At 63.1% G+C, this 18173-nt stretch carries 16 protein-coding genes; 8 read left to right on the top strand and 8 right to left on the bottom strand.

Annotated elements, in window-relative coordinates; genetic code table 11:
* Positions 1 to 144: 144 nt before the first annotated feature.
* The 4 genes from mmsB to ACPPVP_RS19530 all read right to left on the bottom strand — a co-directional run bounded on the left by mmsB (position 145) and on the right by ACPPVP_RS19530 (position 4895).
* Positions 145 to 1032 carry a 3-hydroxyisobutyrate dehydrogenase gene (mmsB, locus tag ACPPVP_RS19545; RefSeq protein WP_426537160.1) on the bottom strand — a complete coding sequence of 296 codons (888 nt, stop codon included), beginning with the start codon at positions 1030 to 1032 and terminating at the stop codon, positions 145 to 147.
* A 33-nt stretch (positions 1033 to 1065) separates the two neighbouring features.
* Positions 1066 to 2139 carry an enoyl-CoA hydratase/isomerase family protein gene (locus ACPPVP_RS19540; RefSeq protein WP_426537158.1) on the bottom strand — a complete coding sequence of 358 codons (1074 nt, stop codon included), beginning with the start codon at positions 2137 to 2139 and terminating at the stop codon, positions 1066 to 1068.
* Positions 2136 to 3281, bottom strand: a complete 1146-nt coding sequence (locus tag ACPPVP_RS19535) for an isobutyryl-CoA dehydrogenase (protein ID WP_426537156.1) — start codon at positions 3279 to 3281, stop codon at positions 2136 to 2138. Before ACPPVP_RS19535 ends, ACPPVP_RS19540 begins: the two co-directional genes overlap by 4 nt.
* 117 nt (positions 3282 to 3398) lie before the next feature.
* Positions 3399 to 4895, bottom strand: a complete 1497-nt coding sequence (locus ACPPVP_RS19530; RefSeq protein WP_426537154.1) for a CoA-acylating methylmalonate-semialdehyde dehydrogenase — start codon at positions 4893 to 4895, stop codon at positions 3399 to 3401.
* Positions 4896 to 4996: 101 nt separating this feature from the next.
* Between ACPPVP_RS19530 and ACPPVP_RS19525 the strand changes: the two genes are divergently transcribed.
* On the top strand, positions 4997 to 5929 hold the full coding sequence (locus ACPPVP_RS19525; RefSeq protein WP_426537153.1) for a LysR family transcriptional regulator: 933 nt from the start codon (positions 4997 to 4999) through the stop codon (positions 5927 to 5929).
* Positions 5930 to 6030: 101 nt separating this feature from the next.
* On the opposite strand, the gene ACPPVP_RS19520 is transcribed toward ACPPVP_RS19525, so the two are convergent.
* Both ACPPVP_RS19520 and ACPPVP_RS19515 read right to left on the bottom strand, forming a co-directional pair.
* Positions 6031 to 6645, bottom strand: a complete 615-nt coding sequence (locus ACPPVP_RS19520) for a TetR/AcrR family transcriptional regulator (protein ID WP_426537151.1) — start codon at positions 6643 to 6645, stop codon at positions 6031 to 6033.
* Between the two features lie 62 nt (positions 6646 to 6707).
* Positions 6708 to 7244, bottom strand: a complete 537-nt coding sequence (locus ACPPVP_RS19515) for a PaaI family thioesterase (protein ID WP_426537149.1) — start codon at positions 7242 to 7244, stop codon at positions 6708 to 6710.
* 141 nt (positions 7245 to 7385) lie between these two features.
* Between ACPPVP_RS19515 and ACPPVP_RS19510 the strand changes: the two genes are divergently transcribed.
* The 4 genes from ACPPVP_RS19510 to ACPPVP_RS19495 all read left to right on the top strand — a co-directional run bounded on the left by ACPPVP_RS19510 (position 7386) and on the right by ACPPVP_RS19495 (position 11615).
* Entirely contained in the window at positions 7386 to 8156 is a 771-nt protein-coding gene (locus ACPPVP_RS19510) for an enoyl-CoA hydratase (protein WP_426537147.1), read from the top strand.
* A gap of 12 nt (positions 8157 to 8168) precedes the next feature.
* Entirely contained in the window at positions 8169 to 9860 is a 1692-nt protein-coding gene (locus ACPPVP_RS19505) for an FAD-dependent monooxygenase (RefSeq protein WP_426537145.1), read from the top strand.
* Positions 9857 to 10042: a hypothetical protein gene (locus ACPPVP_RS19500; RefSeq protein WP_426537143.1), complete on the top strand. Its 186-nt coding sequence runs from the start codon at positions 9857 to 9859 to the stop codon at positions 10040 to 10042. The genes ACPPVP_RS19505 and ACPPVP_RS19500 overlap by 4 nt, the downstream gene beginning before the upstream one ends.
* Positions 10043 to 10328: 286 nt before the next feature.
* Positions 10329 to 11615, top strand: a complete 1287-nt coding sequence (locus ACPPVP_RS19495; RefSeq protein WP_426537141.1) for an MFS transporter — start codon at positions 10329 to 10331, stop codon at positions 11613 to 11615.
* A 110-nt stretch (positions 11616 to 11725) separates the two neighbouring features.
* Here ACPPVP_RS19495 and ACPPVP_RS19490 read toward each other — a convergent pair whose 3' ends face one another.
* A complete protein-coding gene (locus ACPPVP_RS19490; RefSeq protein WP_426537139.1) occupies positions 11726 to 13285 on the bottom strand; it encodes an acyl-CoA carboxylase subunit beta in 1560 nt (519 codons plus the stop codon).
* Entirely contained in the window at positions 13215 to 14192 is a 978-nt protein-coding gene (locus ACPPVP_RS19485; protein ID WP_426537137.1) for an IclR family transcriptional regulator, read from the bottom strand. The genes ACPPVP_RS19490 and ACPPVP_RS19485 overlap by 71 nt, the downstream gene beginning before the upstream one ends.
* Before the next feature lie 132 nt (positions 14193 to 14324).
* Between ACPPVP_RS19485 and ACPPVP_RS19480 the strand changes: the two genes are divergently transcribed.
* From ACPPVP_RS19480 to ACPPVP_RS19470, 3 genes are all read left to right on the top strand, one after another.
* On the top strand, positions 14325 to 14546 hold the full coding sequence (locus ACPPVP_RS19480) for an acetyl-CoA carboxylase biotin carboxyl carrier protein subunit (RefSeq protein WP_426537135.1): 222 nt from the start codon (positions 14325 to 14327) through the stop codon (positions 14544 to 14546).
* Between the two features lie 159 nt (positions 14547 to 14705).
* The gene (locus tag ACPPVP_RS19475; RefSeq protein ID WP_426537133.1) at positions 14706 to 15869 is read left to right on the top strand and encodes a TAXI family TRAP transporter solute-binding subunit; all 1164 of its coding nucleotides are present in this window, start codon (positions 14706 to 14708) and stop codon (positions 15867 to 15869) included.
* Positions 15870 to 16041: 172 nt separating this feature from the next.
* The gene (locus ACPPVP_RS19470; protein WP_426537941.1) at positions 16042 to 18168 is read left to right on the top strand and encodes a TRAP transporter permease; all 2127 of its coding nucleotides are present in this window, start codon (positions 16042 to 16044) and stop codon (positions 18166 to 18168) included.
* The last annotated feature ends 5 nt before the right edge of the window (positions 18169 to 18173 follow it).

The raw sequence follows: 18173 nt of genomic DNA, 5'->3' as shown, positions 1-18173 counted from the left end.
CCTTTTCCGCACTGACCTCATCCTGAGGAGCCGCAAAGCGGCGTCTCGAAGGATGGCCACACCGATCACTCACCCTTCGAGGCTCGCTTAGCTCGCACCTCCTGCGACAACGGCAACGCCGTTGCGCGGGGGTGAGGACTGTGCCTATTTCCCGGCGAGGCTCCGAACGTGCTGGATAATCCCGGAAAAATCCACCCCGCCATGGCCGGCCGCGTCGAACGCTTTGTAGATCTCCTGCGCGTGCTTGCCCAGCGGCGTCGCGGCGCCCGCGGCGTTGGCCGCGTCCTGCGCCAACGTCAGGTCCTTCACCATTAGCGCCGAGGCAAATCCCGGCTTGTAGCCGTTGTTCGCGGGCGAGGCCGGCACCGGGCCCGGCACCGGGCAATAGGACGTCAGCGCCCAGCATTGTCCCGATGAGGTCGAGGCGACGTCGAACAGTGCCTGATGCGACAGGCCGAGCTTTTCCGCGAGCGCAAAGGCCTCGCCGACCCCGATCATGGAAATGCCGAGGATCATGTTGTTGCAGATCTTGGCCGCCTGCCCGGCGCCCGCACCGCCGCAATGCACGAGCTTCTTGCCCATGTTCTCAAGCACGGGTTTTGCCGCCGCAAACGCCTTGTCCTCGCCGCCGCACATGAAGGTGAGCGTCGCGCCCTTGGCGCCGCCGGTTCCGCCGGACACCGGGGCGTCGACCGAAAGTGCGCCATGCTTGGCAGCGAATGCATGCGCCTGCTTGGCGCTTTCGACATCGATGGTCGAGCAATCGATAATCAAACTGCCCTTGGCCATGACAGGGATCACTTCATTCCAGACCGACAGCACGTGCTTGCCCGCTGGCAGCATGGTGACGACGATTTCGGCGCCCTTGACGGAAGCTACCGAAGTCTCCGCGATGGAAGCGCCATCGGCCTTGGCCTGGTCGCGCGAGGCCGCGACCAGATCGAACGCGGTGACCTTGTGGCCGGCCTTGACCAGATTGGCCGCCATCGGCCCGCCCATGTTGCCGAGGCCAATGAATGCGATATTTGCCATCTCGAATCCTCCGCTAAGACTTTTCTATTTTGATCAGGGGAATTTCAGTTCGTCCGTGCCGATCTCGGCGAAATAAGGCGCGACCATTTCCGGCGTTACGTCTTCAATTCGCGGCGGCGACCATTTTGGATTGCGATCCTTGTCGATCACGGCGGCGCGCACGCCCTCGCGGAAATCGTCGCTGGCAAAAACTTCCAGCGCGGCGCGATATTCCCGCACCAGGCATTCCTCGAGCGAACGCGACGTCCGCGCCAGCCGCATCAGTTTCAGCGTCACCACCATGCCGCGCGGCGACTTTTCGGTCAGCGTCTTCAGCGTCGATAGTGCCAGTTCCGATCCGTCGCGCTGCAGAGCGGCGACGATGTCTTCCATGCGGTCATGGGCGAACCACGCGTCGATCTTTCCCTGCATCGCAGCGACGGGACCTGCGGTCTCACCGGTGGCAAAGGCAGCGATCAAGGTTTTGACTTCGGCGGACGTGACCCCGGGACGGACTTTGGTGAGAGCTTCGCGCAAGGCGGCGAGCTTGGCCGATGGAGCGACGGTGTCGGCAAAGCCGGCATGGATCGCGTCCGGGCCGTTCATCGTCTGCCCGGTCAGCCCGAAATAGGTGCCGATTTCGCCCGGCGAATGCGACAGCAGCCAGGTGCCGCCGACATCGGGGAAGAAGCCGAGGCCGACTTCGGGCATCGCCAGTTTGGTCTTGTCGGTGACGACGCGGTGGCTGGAATGTGCGGATAGGCCGACGCCCCCGCCCATCACGATGCCGTCCATGAAGGACACATAAGGCTTCGGGAATTTCTTGATGCGGGCGTTGAGGATGTATTCGTCGCGCCACAGGATCTTGCCGAGGTCGCCCTTGATCTTCGAACTCTCCCAGAGCGCGCGGATGTCGCCGCCGGCGCAAAGGCCACGTTCGCCGGCGCCTTCCAGCAGGATCACCGCAACATCGGGATCGGCTTCGAAGACGTCGAGCGCCTTGTCGATGTCGTGGAACATCTCCAGCGTCACCGCATTGATCGCCTTCGGCCGATTCAGGCGGAGGATGCCGGCTGAGCCTTCCTTGCGCGCGATCAGGTCACCATCTGCAACAGCCGCATCCGTCATCGCGCGCCCTCGATCAGCTTGCGCGAGACGATCAGCCGCATGATTTCGTTGGTCCCTTCCAGGATCTGGTGCACGCGCAGGTCACGCACGATCTTCTCGATGCCGTATTCGCTTAAGTAACCGTAGCCGCCGTGCAGCTGCAGCGCCTGGTTGGCGACCTCGAAACCGACATCGGTGCCGAAACGTTTTGCCATCGCGCACAGCATGGTCGCGTCGGCATCCTTACGATCGAGGGCAGCGGCCGCGCGCCACACAAAGGTTCGCGCCGCCTCCAGTTCGGTCGCCATGTCGGCGAGACGAAACTGTAGCGCCTGGAATTCGTCGAGGCGCTTTCCAAAAGCCTTGCGTTCCTTCATGTAGGCCAGCGATTTTTCCAGCGCACTTTGCGCACCGCCCAATGAGCACGCCGCGATATTGATGCGGCCGCCATCGAGCCCGGCCATCGCGATCTTGAAGCCGATGCCTTCTTCACCCAACCGGTTTTCGACGGGCACGCGGGCGTTCTCGAAAATCACCGCGCGGGTCGGCTGCGCATTCCAGCCCATCTTGCGTTCGTTGGCGCCGAAGGACACACCCGGCGTCTTGCCGTCGATGACGAACGTTGAAACGCCGCCGGGCCCGTCACCGCCGGTCCGCACCATCGTCACCAACAGGTCGGTGCCGCCGGCGCCTGAAATGAACTGCTTCTGGCCGTTCAGGACGTAATGATCGCCGTCGCGCACCGCGCGGGTCCGCAGCGCCGCGGCATCCGAGCCGGCGCCCGGCTCGGTGAGGCAGTAGCTTGCGATCAACTCCATCGTGCAAAGCTTCGGCAGCCATTTTTGCCGCTGGGTATCGTTGCCATAGGCATCGATCATCCAGGACGCCATGTTGTGGATCGAGATGAAAGCCGACACGGTCGGACAACCGGTCGCGAGCGCCTCGAAGATCAGCGCGGCGTCGAAGCGGGTCATCGCGGAGCCGCCGACGTCGTCCTTGATGTAGATGCCGCCCATGCCGAGCGTGGCCGCTTCCCGCATCACGTCGACCGGGAAATGCTTCTCCTCGTCCCAGCGCAGCGCATGCGGCGCGATCTTCTCCGCGGCGAATTCGCGCGCCATGTCGCGAACCGCCACCTGATCGTCGTTGAGAGCGAAATGCATTCCGGACTTCTCATTCCTGTCGTCATTGCGAGGGGCGAAGCGACGAAGCAATCCATGCTTCCTACGCGGCAGATGGATTGCTTCGCTGCGCTCGCAATGACGGCCTGGGCTGTATCGTCAGTTCATCGTCGGGATCGAGAACTCCGCGCCCTCCTTGACGCCGGACGGCCAGCGCGAGGTGACTGTCTTGGTCTTGGTATAGAAGCGGATCGAATCCGGGCCATGCTGGTTGAGATCGCCGAAGCCGGACTTCTTCCAGCCGCCGAAGGTGTAGTAGGCGATCGGCACCGGGATCGGCACGTTGATGCCGACCATGCCGACATTGACCTTGGCGGCAAAATCGCGGGCGGCGTCGCCGTCGCGGGTGAAGATCGCGACACCATTGCCGTAATCATGGTCCGACGGCAGCGCCAGCGCTTCCTTGTAGTCGTGGGCGCGCACCACCGAGAGCACCGGTCCAAAGATCTCTTCCTTGTAGATCCGCATGTCCTTGGTGACGTTGTCGAACAGCGACCCGCCGAGATAGAAGCCGTTCTCGTAGCCCTGCATCTTGAAGCCACGGCCGTCGACGGCGAGCGTCGCGCCTTCCTTGACGCCGATATCGATGTAGCTCTTCACCTTCTCGACCGCCTCGCGCGTCACCAGCGGGCCGTAATCGGCGGACGGATCGACCGAGGTGCCGATCTTGAGCGACTCCACGCGCGGGATCAGCTTTTCCATCAGGCGGTCGGCGGCGGTCTTTCCGACGGGCACCGCAACCGAAATCGCCATGCAGCGCTCGCCGGCCGAGCCGTAGCCGGCGCCGATCAGCGCATCGACGGTCTGGTCCATGTCGGCGTCGGGCATCACGATGGCGTGGTTCTTGGCGCCGCCAAAACACTGGCAGCGCTTACCCGTCTGCGCGGCGCGCTCGTAGATGTACTGCGCAATCGGCGTCGAGCCGACAAAGCCGATCGCCTTGATGTCGGGATCGTCGAGGATGGCGTCGACCGCTTCCTTGTCGCCGTTGACGACATTGAGCACGCCGGGCGGCAGCCCCGCCTCGATCATCAATTGGGCCAGCATCATCGGCACGCCGGGATCGCGCTCAGACGGCTTCAGGATGAAAGCGTTGCCGCAGGCGATCGCGGGCGCGAATTTCCACATCGGGATCATCGCCGGGAAATTGAACGGCGTGATGCCGGCGACGACGCCGAGCGGCTGCCGCATCGAATAGATGTCGATGCCGGGGCCGGCGCCTTCGGTGTATTCGCCCTTCATCAGGTGCGGGATGCCGCAGGCGAACTCGACGACTTCGAGGCCGCGCTGGATGTCGCCCTTGGCGTCGGGAACGGTCTTGCCGTGTTCACGCGCCAGCATATCGGCGAGCTTGTCGTAATCGCGCTGGGCGAGTTCGAGGAATTTCATCATCACGCGCGCGCGGCGCTGCGGATTGGTGTTGGCCCACTCGATTTGGGCGTCCCTGGCGTTTTCGACGGCGGCCCGAACCTCGGCCTTGGAGGCCAGCGCCACCTTGGCCTGGACGTCGCCGGTCATCGGCTCGAAAACGTCGGCCGTCCGCCCCGACGTGCCCTTGACCTCTTTGCCGCCGATGAAATGTCCGATTGAGCGCATGAATAATCTCCCTAAGGGCCCGGATGGTTAGCTTTGGAGCCCTTTTTGACCTGCATTTCTTAGGATACAAGTCCGATAAATTGCACCATAGATGTGCGGAAATGCTGGATCAAGGCGCCAAGACGCAAGGCACTAAAACCATCGACTGGGATGACTTCCGCTTCGTGCTGGCGATCGTCCGCGGCGGGTCGGTTTCCGCTGCCGCCAAGCAGCTTGCCGTCGATCATGCCACAGTGATCCGGCGTGTCGACCGCCTGGAACGGCATCTCTCCGCAAAACTGTTTGATCGCCGCAAGACCGGTTACCTGCTGACCGAGGCCGGCCAGCGCGTCGCCGACAGCGCTGAGGCGATGGAATCCACCATCGTCGCCAACCAGGAAGCGGTCGGCGGCTCGCGCGCCCAGCTCACCGGCACGGTCCGGATCGGCGCCCCCGACGGGTTCGGCAGCCATTTTCTGGCCTCGCGGCTTCTGAAATTCACCGAGCGGTATCCCGATCTCGACCTGCAGCTCGTGGCCACCGCACGGCTGTTCAGCCTGTCGAAGCGCGAGGCGGACATTGCGATCAGCCTGACCATGCCCAAGGAAGGCCGCATCGTCGGCCGCAAGCTGCTCGACTACAGCCTCGGACTCTATGCCGCCCCGGCCTACCTCGATCGCGCGCCAAAAATCGTATCGCGTGGCGACCTGCCCGGGCATCGCTTCGTCGGCTATATCGAGGAATTGCTGTTCACGCCGGAACTGGACTACCTGCCCCAGGTCTCGCCAAAGATCTCCGCCAAATTCCGCAGCGCCAACCTGATCGCGCAGCTCAACGCCACCATCGCCGGTTTTGGTATCGCCGTGCTGCCGCACTTCATGGCGACGGCGCATCCGGAATTACGGGCGGTATTGCCGGACGAGATCAGGATTTCGCGCAGCTTCTGGATGCTGATGCACGCCGACAGCAAGGATCTCGCACGCATTCGCGCGGTGGCCGATTACATCCACGAGACGGTGGAGAGCGAACGCGCGCTGTTTGGCGGAAAAACGTAGATTTGGAGGGTGGGCAAAGCGTAGCGTGCCCACCATTCCAGCCGGCGATCGCGGAAAGATGGTGGGCACGGCGCAAGAGCGCCTTTGCCCACCCCACGATTTCAATTCGCCTTCGCCCGCGCCTTCTTCGCAACCGGCTTCGCCGCGCGGGCCAGCGCCGCCTCGCGGCCGGAGGCGAGAATTTCGTCCGACATCTCGCCGCTGCCGGCGACGCGGGACATCACAAGCGCACCCATCATCGTCGCCATCGTGCCCATCGCGAGCCGACGCGCCGTCTTCCTCGGCACGTCCGGAATCTGGTCGGCGACGAGATCGATCATCTGGTCAAGCTTGGCAGCAAAAGCCTTGCGAGTCTTGGCGCTCTCGCGGGCGATTTCGGCACCCAGCGTCGGAACGGCGCAACCGCGGCCCGGATCGTCGCGATGCGCGGCCGAGACGTAGGAATCGACGATGGTCGACAGCCGCTTCTCCGGCGGAATGTCAGCCGCCATATTGCGCCAATGCTCGGCAGCACGATCCATGGCATAGCCAAACGCCTCGATCACCAGCGCCTCGCGGGAATCGAAATGGGCATAGAAGCCGCCATGGGTCAGGCCCGCCTCCTTCATCAGGTCGGCGACGCCGATACCATGCGCGCCCTTTTCGCGAAGCCGCACCGAGGCCTTCTTCACGATTCGCGCGTGCGTCTCCTGCTTGTGCTCTTTCGAATACCGCATCAATCCGTCCCATTAAATGTCTGCAGTCATATAATAGCAGTTGCGGGCACGAAAAGCTGCATCTATTTCGCTTTGTCACCGCCGATCATCGTAAATGTCGCAGTCGCGTGCACTGCAAGATTTCCCGCGCCGTCGCGGACAAAACCTTCGGAATAACTGGTCTGGCGGCCGAATTTTACCACTTTGCCTTCCGCCGAGACCCTGCCCGATCGTACCGACAACGGCCGCAGATAGGTCAGCTTGAGGTCCAGCGTGACCGAGGTCTGCCCGGCCGGCTGCATGGTGGCAATGGCGCAACCCATGGCGGTATCCAGCAGCGCCGCGGCGGTCGCGCCATGGAGCAGTCCGATGGTATTTTCGAGGCTTTCATCCGGATCCAGTTCCATCACGATCCGCCCGGCTTCGGCGATGCACATCTCGAAGCCGATCAGCCGGGCCATCGGCGGCGGTGGCAGGATGCCGTCTCGGATCGCGCACATGGTCTCCAGCCCGGACATCCCGGAGGCGGCCCTGGCAACAGGTCCCGGCGCCTGCCACTCCACCACCCGATGCCTCCGTGTGTCGAAGGAAAACAGATCGACGGACTCGGTTAGGGTCATAACGGCTCCTTTGAATGACGTATATCATTCTATGTCGACGCGGGCCGCCGCACAACACCCCTCGCCCGCCTGCCCTTGACAAGCCGGCGCAATGTCCTTGGAAGTGGCGTCAACCGTCCTGAACAAGCCCGGAAAAACAAAATGGAAATGCTCAATCCCCACTGCGGCATTGACCGCGACGATCGAGGCGTCGTTCGCCTGTCGATCTGCAACGCAGGCACCCTCAACATTCTCTCGTCCGCCGTTACCGATGGCGTGCGCGAAGGGTTCGAGAAGCTCGCCGGTGACAAGGACATTCGCGTGGTGATCCTGGCCGGCCAGAGCGAGAAGAGCATGATCGGCGGCGCCGACATCAAGGAGATGGCGAAGCTCGACCAGAAGTCCGCGGAAGCCTTCATCACACGGCTGCGCGACCTCTGCGAAGCCGTGCGCCATTTTCCGGCGCCTGTGATCGCGCGGCTGCCCGGCTGGTGCCTCGGCGGCGGACTGGAGGTTGCCGCCGCCTGCGATTTCCGGATTGCCGCCCATGACGCCAAATTCGGCATGCCGGAGGTCCGTGTCGGCATCCCCTCGGTGATCCACGCCGCCCTGCTGCCGCGGCTGATCGGCTGGGGCCGCGCCCGCTGGCTGGTCATGACGGCTGAGAATATCGACGCGCCGACCGCGCTCGCCTGGGGCCTGGTCGACGTGGTCGCGAAGCAAGGCGAATTGGATGAAGCGGTCGAGCATACGATCAAGGCGCTGCTGGAATGCGGTCCCGAAGCGCTACGCGCGCAGAAGGCGCTGATGCGCCAGTGGGAGGAACTGCCGCTGACGGAGTCGGTCAATCTGAGCGTCGGCGTGTTCGGAAAATCCTTCCTGACCGGCGAGCCGCAACGGCTGATGCAGGGTTTTCTCGATCGCAAGAAATAGACGGAGGGAGGCATGAAACCCGCCGGCAAGGGCGCGCTGGAATCGCTATATTTCGACTATCCGCGGTTCGCAGCGCGGCGCGTCCCCGAACTCGACGGCTCGACGGCAAGGCATCCCGTGCTGATCGTGGGCGCCGGCCCGATCGGCATGACGGCGGCGCTGGTGCTGGCGCGTTACGGCATCAGGAGCGTGCTGATCGATCGCAAGGACACCTTCAATGACGGCAGCCGCGCGATCTGCATCGCGCGGCCCAGCATGCACATCCTGGAGCGGATCGGTGCGGTCGCGCCGTTTGTCGAAAAGGCACTCGGCTGGCGGTTCGGCCGCAGCTACTATCGCGGCGAACAGATATTCCGGCTGGAGATGCCGCAACCGCCGGGCGAAAAATATCTGCCGATGTACAATTTGCAGCAGCAATATATCGAACAATTCCTGCACGACGCAGTCGCGACCAGCGACCTCGTCGACATGCGCTGGCGGAGTGAATTGTCCGCGATCGAGCTCCACGACGATGGCGTGTCGGTCGGGATTTCATCGCCGGCAGGTGATTATCAGCTCGACTCCGACTATGTGATCGCCGCCGACGGGGCGCGCTCGCCCGTCAGATCGATGCTCGGCTTGCGGCTGAAAGGCGACAATTACGAAGGCCGCTATGTGATTGCTGACATCCGCATGGACCACGATTTTCCGACCGAGCGCCGCGCCTTTTTCGAACCGGCCGGCAACCCCGGCGGCACGGTGCTGATCCACAAGCAGCCCAATAATATCTGGCGGGTGGATTACCAGCTCCGCGAAGGCGAAAGCGAAGCGGATGCCGTTAAAGAGGAAAACCTCCGCGCCCGCGTCGGCGCAATCCTTGCCGATGTCGGTCATACAAAACCGTGGGAACTGGAATGGTGGAGCGTCTATTCCGCCAACACGCTCTGCCTCGACGACTACCGGCATGGCCGCATCATCTTCATCGGCGATGCCGCGCATATCGTGCCGATTTTCGGCGTGCGCGGCCTGAACAACGGCTTGGCGGATGCCGAAAACATCGGCTGGAAGCTGGCGCTCGTCCTCCACGGCGAGGCGGACGCGCGGCTGCTCGACAGCTATTCGCCGGAGCGACGCGGCGCCACGCTCGACGTCTTCGCCAACGCCACCAAGAGCACGCGCTTCATGACCCCGCCGACGCGCGGCTGGCGATTGGCGCGCGAGGCGGCGCTGTCGCTCAGTTTGAAGCACGAATTTCCGCGCGGGCTCGCCAACCCGCGGCAGATGCAGCCTTACACCTATTCGGAAAGCCCGCTGACGCCCTATGCCGAACGCGACACCGAATTTGCCGCCGGCCCTCCTTGTGGCAGCGTGGCGCCGAACGCCAGGCTCGCCGACGGAAGCTATCTATTGGATCGCGCCTGCAACGGCATGACGGCGATCCTGTTCTGCGAGAGGCAACCCACCCACGAGCAAGCGGCGCTGCTCGCGCAGCTTGGCGGGATCGATAAGCGCTTCGTTCCGGTGCTGATCACGTCAGGCGATTCGGCCTCCGAAGCGAAAACCATTGCCGACCAGGACGGCGAAATCGCCCGCTTGTTCGGGGCCGCGCCCGGCACGCTCTATCTGCTGCGGCCCGACCTGCACATTGCCGGGCGATGGAAGGCCATCGTTGCCGCCGAAATTCTGAAAACCGCAGGCCTTTGCCTGGGAAGCGAGACGCCATGAGCGCTATGCCGTTCGAGGATTTTGAGACCGCCTATGAGACGCTGGCAACCGCGATCGACCAAGCCGGGACTGCGCGCGAAGCGCTGTTCCTGACCCGGCTTGCGCTCGTGCTCGGCCACGAACTCGGCGACATCGTGGCCTTCAGGAAGGCCATCGAGACCGCGCTCGACGGGCTGGAATAGCGACCTTTCGCGACAATCTCAGTCTCAGGCGCCGATCGATCAATTTCTCTCATGCGAAAGGCAAGAAATTCTCATGGGATGATCGGTTGCGATTTTTTGCCGTGCATAATATTACAAGTATAATGCAATTCCGGCATTGAGCCGCACCCGGATCAATCCCGGACGCCGCCACTCCCACGCCGTGTCCTGAAATGAGGGAAGTATGACATTTAAGTCAGACTGCCGTCGGGTCAGAATGACGTAAATCAACCAAGCAAATCTTCCCTCTGGAATCCTCTGAGGCCCAATGATCTCGAACTGGCTGTCAGCCGCCCTCGCCCGCCGCAACATCCACTACGGCTGGGTGATGGTCGGCGTGACCTTCCTCACCGCCCTGATCTCCGCCGGCACGGTCGGCGCGCCCGGCGTCTTCATCGTGCCCCTGCAGAAGGAATTCGGCTGGACCACGGCAGAGATTTCCTCGGCGTTGTCGATCCGCTTCATCCTGTTCGGGCTGATGGCGCCCTTCGCCGCCGCGCTGATGAACCGTTATGGCTTGCGCAATGTGACGCTGTTGGCGCTGCTGATCGTGGTATCCGGGCTCGTTGCGTCGCTGGCGATGACCCAGGTCTGGCATCTGATGCTGCTGTGGGGCGTGGTGATCGGGCTCGGCACCGGCATGACCGCGCTGGTGCTGGGAGCGACGATCGCCGCACGCTGGTTCGTGGCCCGGCGCGGGCTTGTGGTCGGCATCCTCACCGCGAGCGTTGCCACCGGACAGCTTGCCTTCCTGCCGCTATTGGCAAGCCTCACCGATGCATATGGCTGGCGGATCGCGCTGGCGCTGGTGTGCGTCATGCTGGGCGTGGCGGCTTTCGCCGTGCTGATGGTCATGCGCGACCGGCCGAGTGATGTGGGCTTGCGGCCATTCGGCGACGAAGGCACCGAGCCGCTGCCGGCGCCGCCGCCGAACAACACGCCGATCATGGCGGCGGCGCTCGGCACGCTGCGCGACGCCTCGAAGTCGAGCGTGTTCTGGATCCTGTTCGCCACCTTCTTCATCTGCGGCGCCTCGACCAACGGCCTGGTCCAGGTGCACTTGATTCCGATGTGCCTCGATTTCGGCATTCCGCAGGTGCAGGCGGCAAGCTTGCTCGCGGCGATGGGCATTTTCGATTTCGTCGGCACCATCGCCTCCGGCTGGCTCTCGGACCGTTACGACAATCGCAAGCTGCTGTTCTGGTATTACGGGCTGCGCGGCCTGTCGCTGTTGTTCCTGCCGTTCACCGATTTCTCGTTCTACGGCCTGTCGCTGTTTGCGATGTTCTACGGGCTCGACTGGATCGCGACCGTGCCGCCGACGGTGCGGCTCACCGCCCAGCGGTTCGGGCCCGAGCGCGCGAACCTCGTGTTCGGCTGGATTTTTGCCGGCCATCAGTTGGGTGCGGGTGTCGCGGCCTTCGGCGCTGGATTGTCGCGAACGATCTATGCGACCTATTTGCCAGCTTTCTTTGTGGCCGGTGCGCTCTGCATCGTCGCAGCTCTGATCGTGCTGGCAATCTCGCGGCCGAAACCGTTGGTAGCGGCGGAGTGAATATTCGTAGGGTGGGTAAAGGCGCATTTGCGCCGTGCCCACCATCTATCTTCATCGGCGCAGAATGGTGGGCACGCTTCGCTTTGCCGCCCTACGATTCTAGCGTCTACCTATGGCCGCGTCGACATATTGGTCGGCGGGCCAACGCTGCGGATAGGCTCAGCCAATCGCGCGAATTCGCACAACAGCGAGCGCGTCTTGCGGGGATCGATCACCTCTTCGACCCAGAACTTCTCGGCCGAACGGAACGGCGAGCGCAGCTTGTTGAGGCGCTCCTCGATCTCCTTCAGCTTCGCGGCCGGGTCATCTGAGCCATCGATGTCGGCGCGGTAAGCCGCCTCGATGCCGCCTTCCAGCGGCAGCGAGCCCCAATAGGCCGACGGCCAGGCGTAGCGCATCGAATAGCGGTTGGCCGGCTGGTGCACGACACCGGCAACGCCGAACGCGTTGCGTACGATGATGGTGCACCAGGGTACGGTCGACTGGTTGACCGCCGCCATCGCCCGCACGCCATGGCGGATCGTCGCCGACTTCTCGGCCTCGAGCCCGATCATGAAGCCGGGGCAATCCATCAGATAGACCACCGGCAGATGGAAGGTTTCCGCAAAATCGACCCAGCGCACCACCTTCTGGCACGCCTCCGCCGTCCACGACCCGCCATAGTGGAAGGGATCACTGGCCAGCAGCAGCACCGCGCGGCCATCGAGCCGGGCAAGTCCGGTGATAACAGGGCGGCCGAAATTGGCGTTGACCTCGAAGAACGAACCCTTGTCGACGACGGCGTCGATGATCGGCCGCATCTTGTAGACCTGGCGGCGATTGCGCGGCACCGCCTTCGACAGCGATTCTTCCGCGCGCTCCGGATCGTCGGTGCAGGGCGTGGTCGGCGGCAAGTCGTACACCGACGACGGCAGGTAGGACAGGAAACGCCTAGCGCGCTCGAACGCCTCTTCCTCGGTGTCGACGGCATCGTCGACGCCGCCGGCGCGGGTCTGGATGTCGGCGCCGCCAAGTTCGGTCTTGCTCAGATCCTGGCCGAGCCGCTTGACCACCGGGGGACCGGCGACGAACATCGCGGAGCTTCTCGTCATCACCGAATAATGGCTGGCAGCAAGACGCGCCGCACCGAGGCCCGCGACCGAGCCTAGCCCGAGCGCGACCACGGGCACCCGCGCCAGGTTTCCGGTCGTGAACCAGTACGCCCGCGTACCGCCGACCCCGCCTGGCAGGTTGGCCGCGCCACGCGTTTCGATTGTCTTCACCGATCCGCCGCCGCCCGACCCCTCGATCACGCGAATGATCGGCAGGCGGAAATCGTGCGCCATCTCCTCGGCCATCAGTGGCTTGGTGGATATCGAGGCATCGGCCGAGCCGCCACGCACGGTGAAATCGTCGCCTACCACGACGACGGTGCGGCCGTCGATCTTGCCGCGGCCGAATACGCAGTTGGCCGGCGTCAGCTGCTTGAGTTCGTTGCTTTCGTCGTATTCGGCGACCCCGGAAATAGCGCCGATCTCATGGAAGGAACTCTTGTCGATTAGTTTGTCGATGCGCTCACGAACCGTGAGCCGGCCCTGGTCATGCTGGCGCTTGACCTTTTCAACGCCTCCCATCTCGCGCGCGAACGCTTCGCGCCGAGCGAGCTCGTCGAGCTCCGGCTTCCAGTTCATTCGTATCCTCCGTCTTGATGATCTTGTTGTTATTATGGGTTGGCACCGGAAGCGGCTTTCTTTCGATACGGTTGGTGAAGATGTCGCCTTCGGCGCCTTCGAGCAGGCTGCCGAGCGCAGCACCGAGCTGAAGCATCTGCGGCGCCGCTTCCCTGTGCAACCGCTTCTCATCGAACATCGCCGAGAGCAGGCCAATGGTCGCGACGACGAAGGTTTGATATTGCGGCGACCACACCGGCACCGCGCAACCGTTGATATGCGGGCTCCAGGTACCGCAGCCCACGACATAGCCGTGTTCGCGTAAATGACGGCGGTTGTCTTCGATGCGCGACTTCAACAACCCCGAGTTTCCCGGGATCTCGCGCTCCATTTCGGCGATCAAGGCGTTGCCGACCTCGGCATCGAGCGCGGCGGTGTAGGCAAAACCGGCCGCGGTGTTCGTCATCGATATCCGGCTGCCGGTACCTTCGTGCAGGCCGAGCGCGTTCGCGGCCCGCGCGAATTCGAGATAGACCAGATGGAAGCGATCGGGAATCACGAAGCCGACGGTGCCCGGCAATTGATCGGCGACGTCCTGCAGCCGCAGCCGGATCAGGTTGCGAAGCTGCAACCCCTTCATCATCGAGGTGCTCATCGCCACCGCGCTTGGACCGATCCGGTATTTCTGGTCGCGCGGCAGATAGACCAGCTGGCCCATCCGCGTCAGCGTGTGGGTGAGCCGCGATACCGTTGAGCGCGGCAGACCACAGCGGCTGGAAATCTCCAGATTGCCCAGTCTGGCGTCTTGACCCTCGAAGCAGCGCAGGACGTCGAACGCCCGCGACACCACCTGGATCACATCACCCTCGCCTGCGAGATCGCTGGCGAGCATTCCCTGCTTGCTAAGCCGTTCCGAGCGCCGTCCCATGTTTCAGGCTCCATTCCGCCCTGCGGAATAAAATTCCACTTGCAGAACAAACTACCTCAGGCAATCTGCCGCCACAACAAAAAGCCGTTCGCGAGGACACCAGTCCGTCAGACGGTTCCCGGGAGAACGGCAATGCCAGACATCAAGATCGTCACCGAAGTCGCCGGTCGCGTGTGTGCGCTTCCTGTCACAACCGGCGGCAATGTCGGCGACGGCGACGAGATTGCTTTTGTCGAAGCCATGAAGATGGAAATTCCGGTCACGTCGACGACGGCAGGAAGAATCAAGACTATCCTGGTCAAGCTCGACGACGTCATCGCTGAAGGACAGGTCGTTGCAATCATCGAAGCTTAACCAGATCGCGGCATAAGCTTTCTTCGAACGAGCTCCGCGACAATCTGTCCAACTCAGATGTTGACGTATGCCTACCTAACGTTGCCATCACAGGCAGCCGATGACATGATCAATGCCAACGACTGAATTCGCATTGCGAAACCATCTGAGGGGAAAACTATGATTCATCGCTTGAAGGCGCTCGCGCCAATCGCCCTTGCAAGCGTTTCGCTGCTGGCCTTACCTGCGGCGTACGCCGAAGACGTGAAACTGCCGCCGACCATGGTGGTCACCGCTTACGACACCGGCACTGCAGGCTTCAACATCGCGGTCGGCGTCGGCAAGATGATGAAGGACAAATACGGCACCGATGTCCGCGTGCTGCCGGCCGGCAACGACGTGGCGCGACTGGCGCCGCTGCGCGCCAAGCGCGCTGCGATGTCGGCAATGGGATCCGGCACTTATTTCGCCCAGGAAGGCGTGTTCGAATTCGGCACCAAGGAATGGGGTCCGCAACCGCTGCAACTCGTGCTGTCCTCGGTCGACTGCAACGCCGGCTCGCTCGGCGTCGCCAAGGATACGGGTGTGACCGAGATCAAGCAGCTCAAGGGCAAGCGCGTCGGCTTCGTGGTCGGTTCGCCGGCGCTGAACCAGAACGCGCTCGCGATCCTGGCGTTCGGCGACCTCAAGCAGAGCGACGTCAAGGTCGTAGAATTCTCGAGCTACGGCGCGATGTGGAAAGGCATGGTCAACAACGACGTCGACGCCGCCTTCGCCACCACCATCACCGGCCCGGCGAAGGAGCTTGAGACGTCGCCACGCGGCATCGTCTGGCCGCCGCTGCCGCCCGGCGACAAGGCCGGCTGGGAGCGGGTGAAAAAGGTTGGCTCGTTCTTCTTCCCGCACGTCGCGACCTGCGGCGCCGGCATCACCAAGGACAAGCCGGTTGAGCTCGGCAACTACCCCTACCCGATTTTCACGTCCTATGGATCGCTGCCCGCCGACGACGTCTATTCCATTACCAAGGCGATGATCACAGGCTACGACGCCTTTAAGGATTCCGCGCCGGGCGCGCCCGGCCTCGCGGCCGATCGGCAGACCAAGAACTGGGTGGTTCCGGTGCATCCGGGCGCCGCGAGGGCGCTGAAGGAAGCCGGTCAGTGGACCGACGAACAGGAAGCCCACAACAAGGTATTGCTCAAGCGCCAGCAGGTATTGGCGGCGGCGTGGACGGATTACAGCAAGTCCAATCCGCCATCGGATGACAAGGCGTTTCTCGACGGCTGGATGAAGGCGCGCGCGGCGGCGCTGACCAAGGCCAGCATGCCGAACGGCTTTGAATAGCCGGTCTTCGGAACTCCCCAGGATCAGTTGCAGCAGTTATTGGAACAGTTGAATGTCGAGTCCTCCGTCCGATAACTCGCAGCCGTCAGATTCCGCACCGTTGCTCGGCGGTGATCCGAGGGAGCCCGTCAAGATCGAGTTCGCCGATCCGCATCTTGCAGCGGCCGCCGACATGCAGGAGGCGGAGGTTTCGCGCGTCCGCACCCTACAAGGCGGCTGGCGCTGGGTGTTGATAACAGCGGCTACGGTGACGATCCTGTTGTGCGTCAACCAGCAATTCTCGCTGCAGTTCTTTGTCGGTTATACCCAGCTCAATACCGAATATTTCTATCTGCTGATCGCATTGATGCTGCCGTTCACCTTCCTGATCTTTCCCGGATCCGACAGAGCGAGCCTCGACCGCGTTCCCTGGTATGACGTTGTCCTGTTCCTGCTGACGCTCGGCTCGGCGATCTGGCTGATGATGAATGTCCGCAAGGCGGCGCAATCAGGCTGGGAATTCGACGGCGCCCCGCAGAACGTGATCGCAGCCGGCCTCGTGATGTGGGCCGTGCTGATGGAAGCGCTGCGACGCACCGGCGGCTGGAGCCTGTTGCTGAGCGTGCTCCCGTTCACGCTCTATCCATTGTTCGCCGACTCCAAATGGCTCGGGCCGTTCCGCGGCACGCAATCGACCCTTGAGCAGACCACCGCCTATCACATGCTGTCGGGCGAGAGCCTGCTCGGCATTCCGGTTCAGGCCTTTGCCGACACCGTCATCGGCTTTCTGGTGTTCGGCACCGCGCTGATGATGACCGGCGCCGGAAAATTCTTCATCAACATTGCTTTCGCGATGTGCGGGACGTTCCGCGGCGGCGCTGCGAAGGTTTGCGTCTTTGCCAGCGGATTGCTCGGCACCGTCGGCGGCAGCATCGTCTCCAACGTGCTGACCGCGGGCACCATGACCATCCCCGCGATGAAGAAGACCGGCTTCACGCCGTCCTATTCCGGCGCGATCGAAGCCTGCGCGTCCACTGGCGCCGTGCTGGCGCCGCCGGTGCTTGGCGCCACCGCCTTCGTGATGGCGCAGTTCATGAACACCAGCTACTCGGATGTCGCGCTGGCCGCGACCATCCCATCGATTCTGTATTATGTCGGTCTATTCGCGCAGGTCGACAGCTACGCCGCCCGCCACAAGCTCGAGGGCCTCCCGCGCGAGGAACTTCCGCGCTTCATGGATGCTTTCAAGGAGGGCTGGTACTACCTGTTCGTCATCCTGATCCTCGTGGTGATGCTGCTGTACTTCAAGCGCGAGAGCCACGCGCCGTTCTATGCCACGGTGCTGCTGGTGATCCTGCACCAATGGTCGGGACCGGCGCCGTGGAAGCGCGGCAATACGGCGGTGCTGGTGCTTTCAATCGCCGCGACCTGCCTGATGCTCTGGTTCGACGTGCTCAACGCGTTCCTGTGGGGCATGTGCCTGCTTGCCGCACTCAACGAATTCTTTCCGGGCAAGAACTGGGGCGGCGCGCGCTGGCTGCATTTCCTCGAGCTGAACGGCAAGACTTTCGTCGAACTAATGGCCATTCTCGCCGGCTGCGGCCTGCTGATCGGCGCGTTCTCGCTGACCGGCGTGATCTCGAGCCTCGCCAACGATCTCCTCGCCATCGCCGGCGGCGACGCCTTCCTGCTGCTCATCATGTGCGCCATCACCAGCATGGTGCTGGGATTGGGGCTCACCACCACGTCCTGCTACATCTTCCTCGCCATCCTGGTCGCGCCCGCGCTGGAAAAGCTCGGGCTCAACAAGATGGCCGTGCACATGTTCATCTTCTATTGGGGCATGCTGTCGGCGATCACGCCGCCGGTCGCCATCGCCTCCTTCGCGGCGGCCGGCATCGCCGGCGCGCCCGCGATGAAGACCGGATGGGAGAGCATGTGGGTCGGCAGCATCATCTATTTCATCCCGTTCTTCTTCGTGTTGAATCCCGCGCTGCTGCTGCAGGGGGATAATCCCTATCTCGAAGCGCTCGGGCTTACGGGGCTCGCCTGCTTCGGCATCGTCTTCATCTGCGGCGGCGTCCAGGGCTATCAGGCCTACGTCGGCGATCTCAGGGGCGCCGGACTCATGGAATGGCCGCTGCGGATATTGCTCGTGATCGGCGGCTTCGTCATCGCCACGCCCGGCGGCGGGATCATGCCGCTGTCGCAATGGCAGATCACCTCCCTCGGATTGGCGATCCTGATCCCGACCGTCCTGCTCGCGCTGGTGCTGATACGGCGCCAAACCCTGGTGCCGGACCAGTTGCGCGCACCCTGATTGCG

The sequence above is a fragment of the Bradyrhizobium sp. McL0615 genome (assembly GCF_049993905.1).
GTDB lineage: Bacteria > Pseudomonadota > Alphaproteobacteria > Rhizobiales > Xanthobacteraceae > Bradyrhizobium.
Note: the sequence above shows the minus strand (reverse complement) of the source record. Positions and strands in the feature narration are given on the sequence as shown.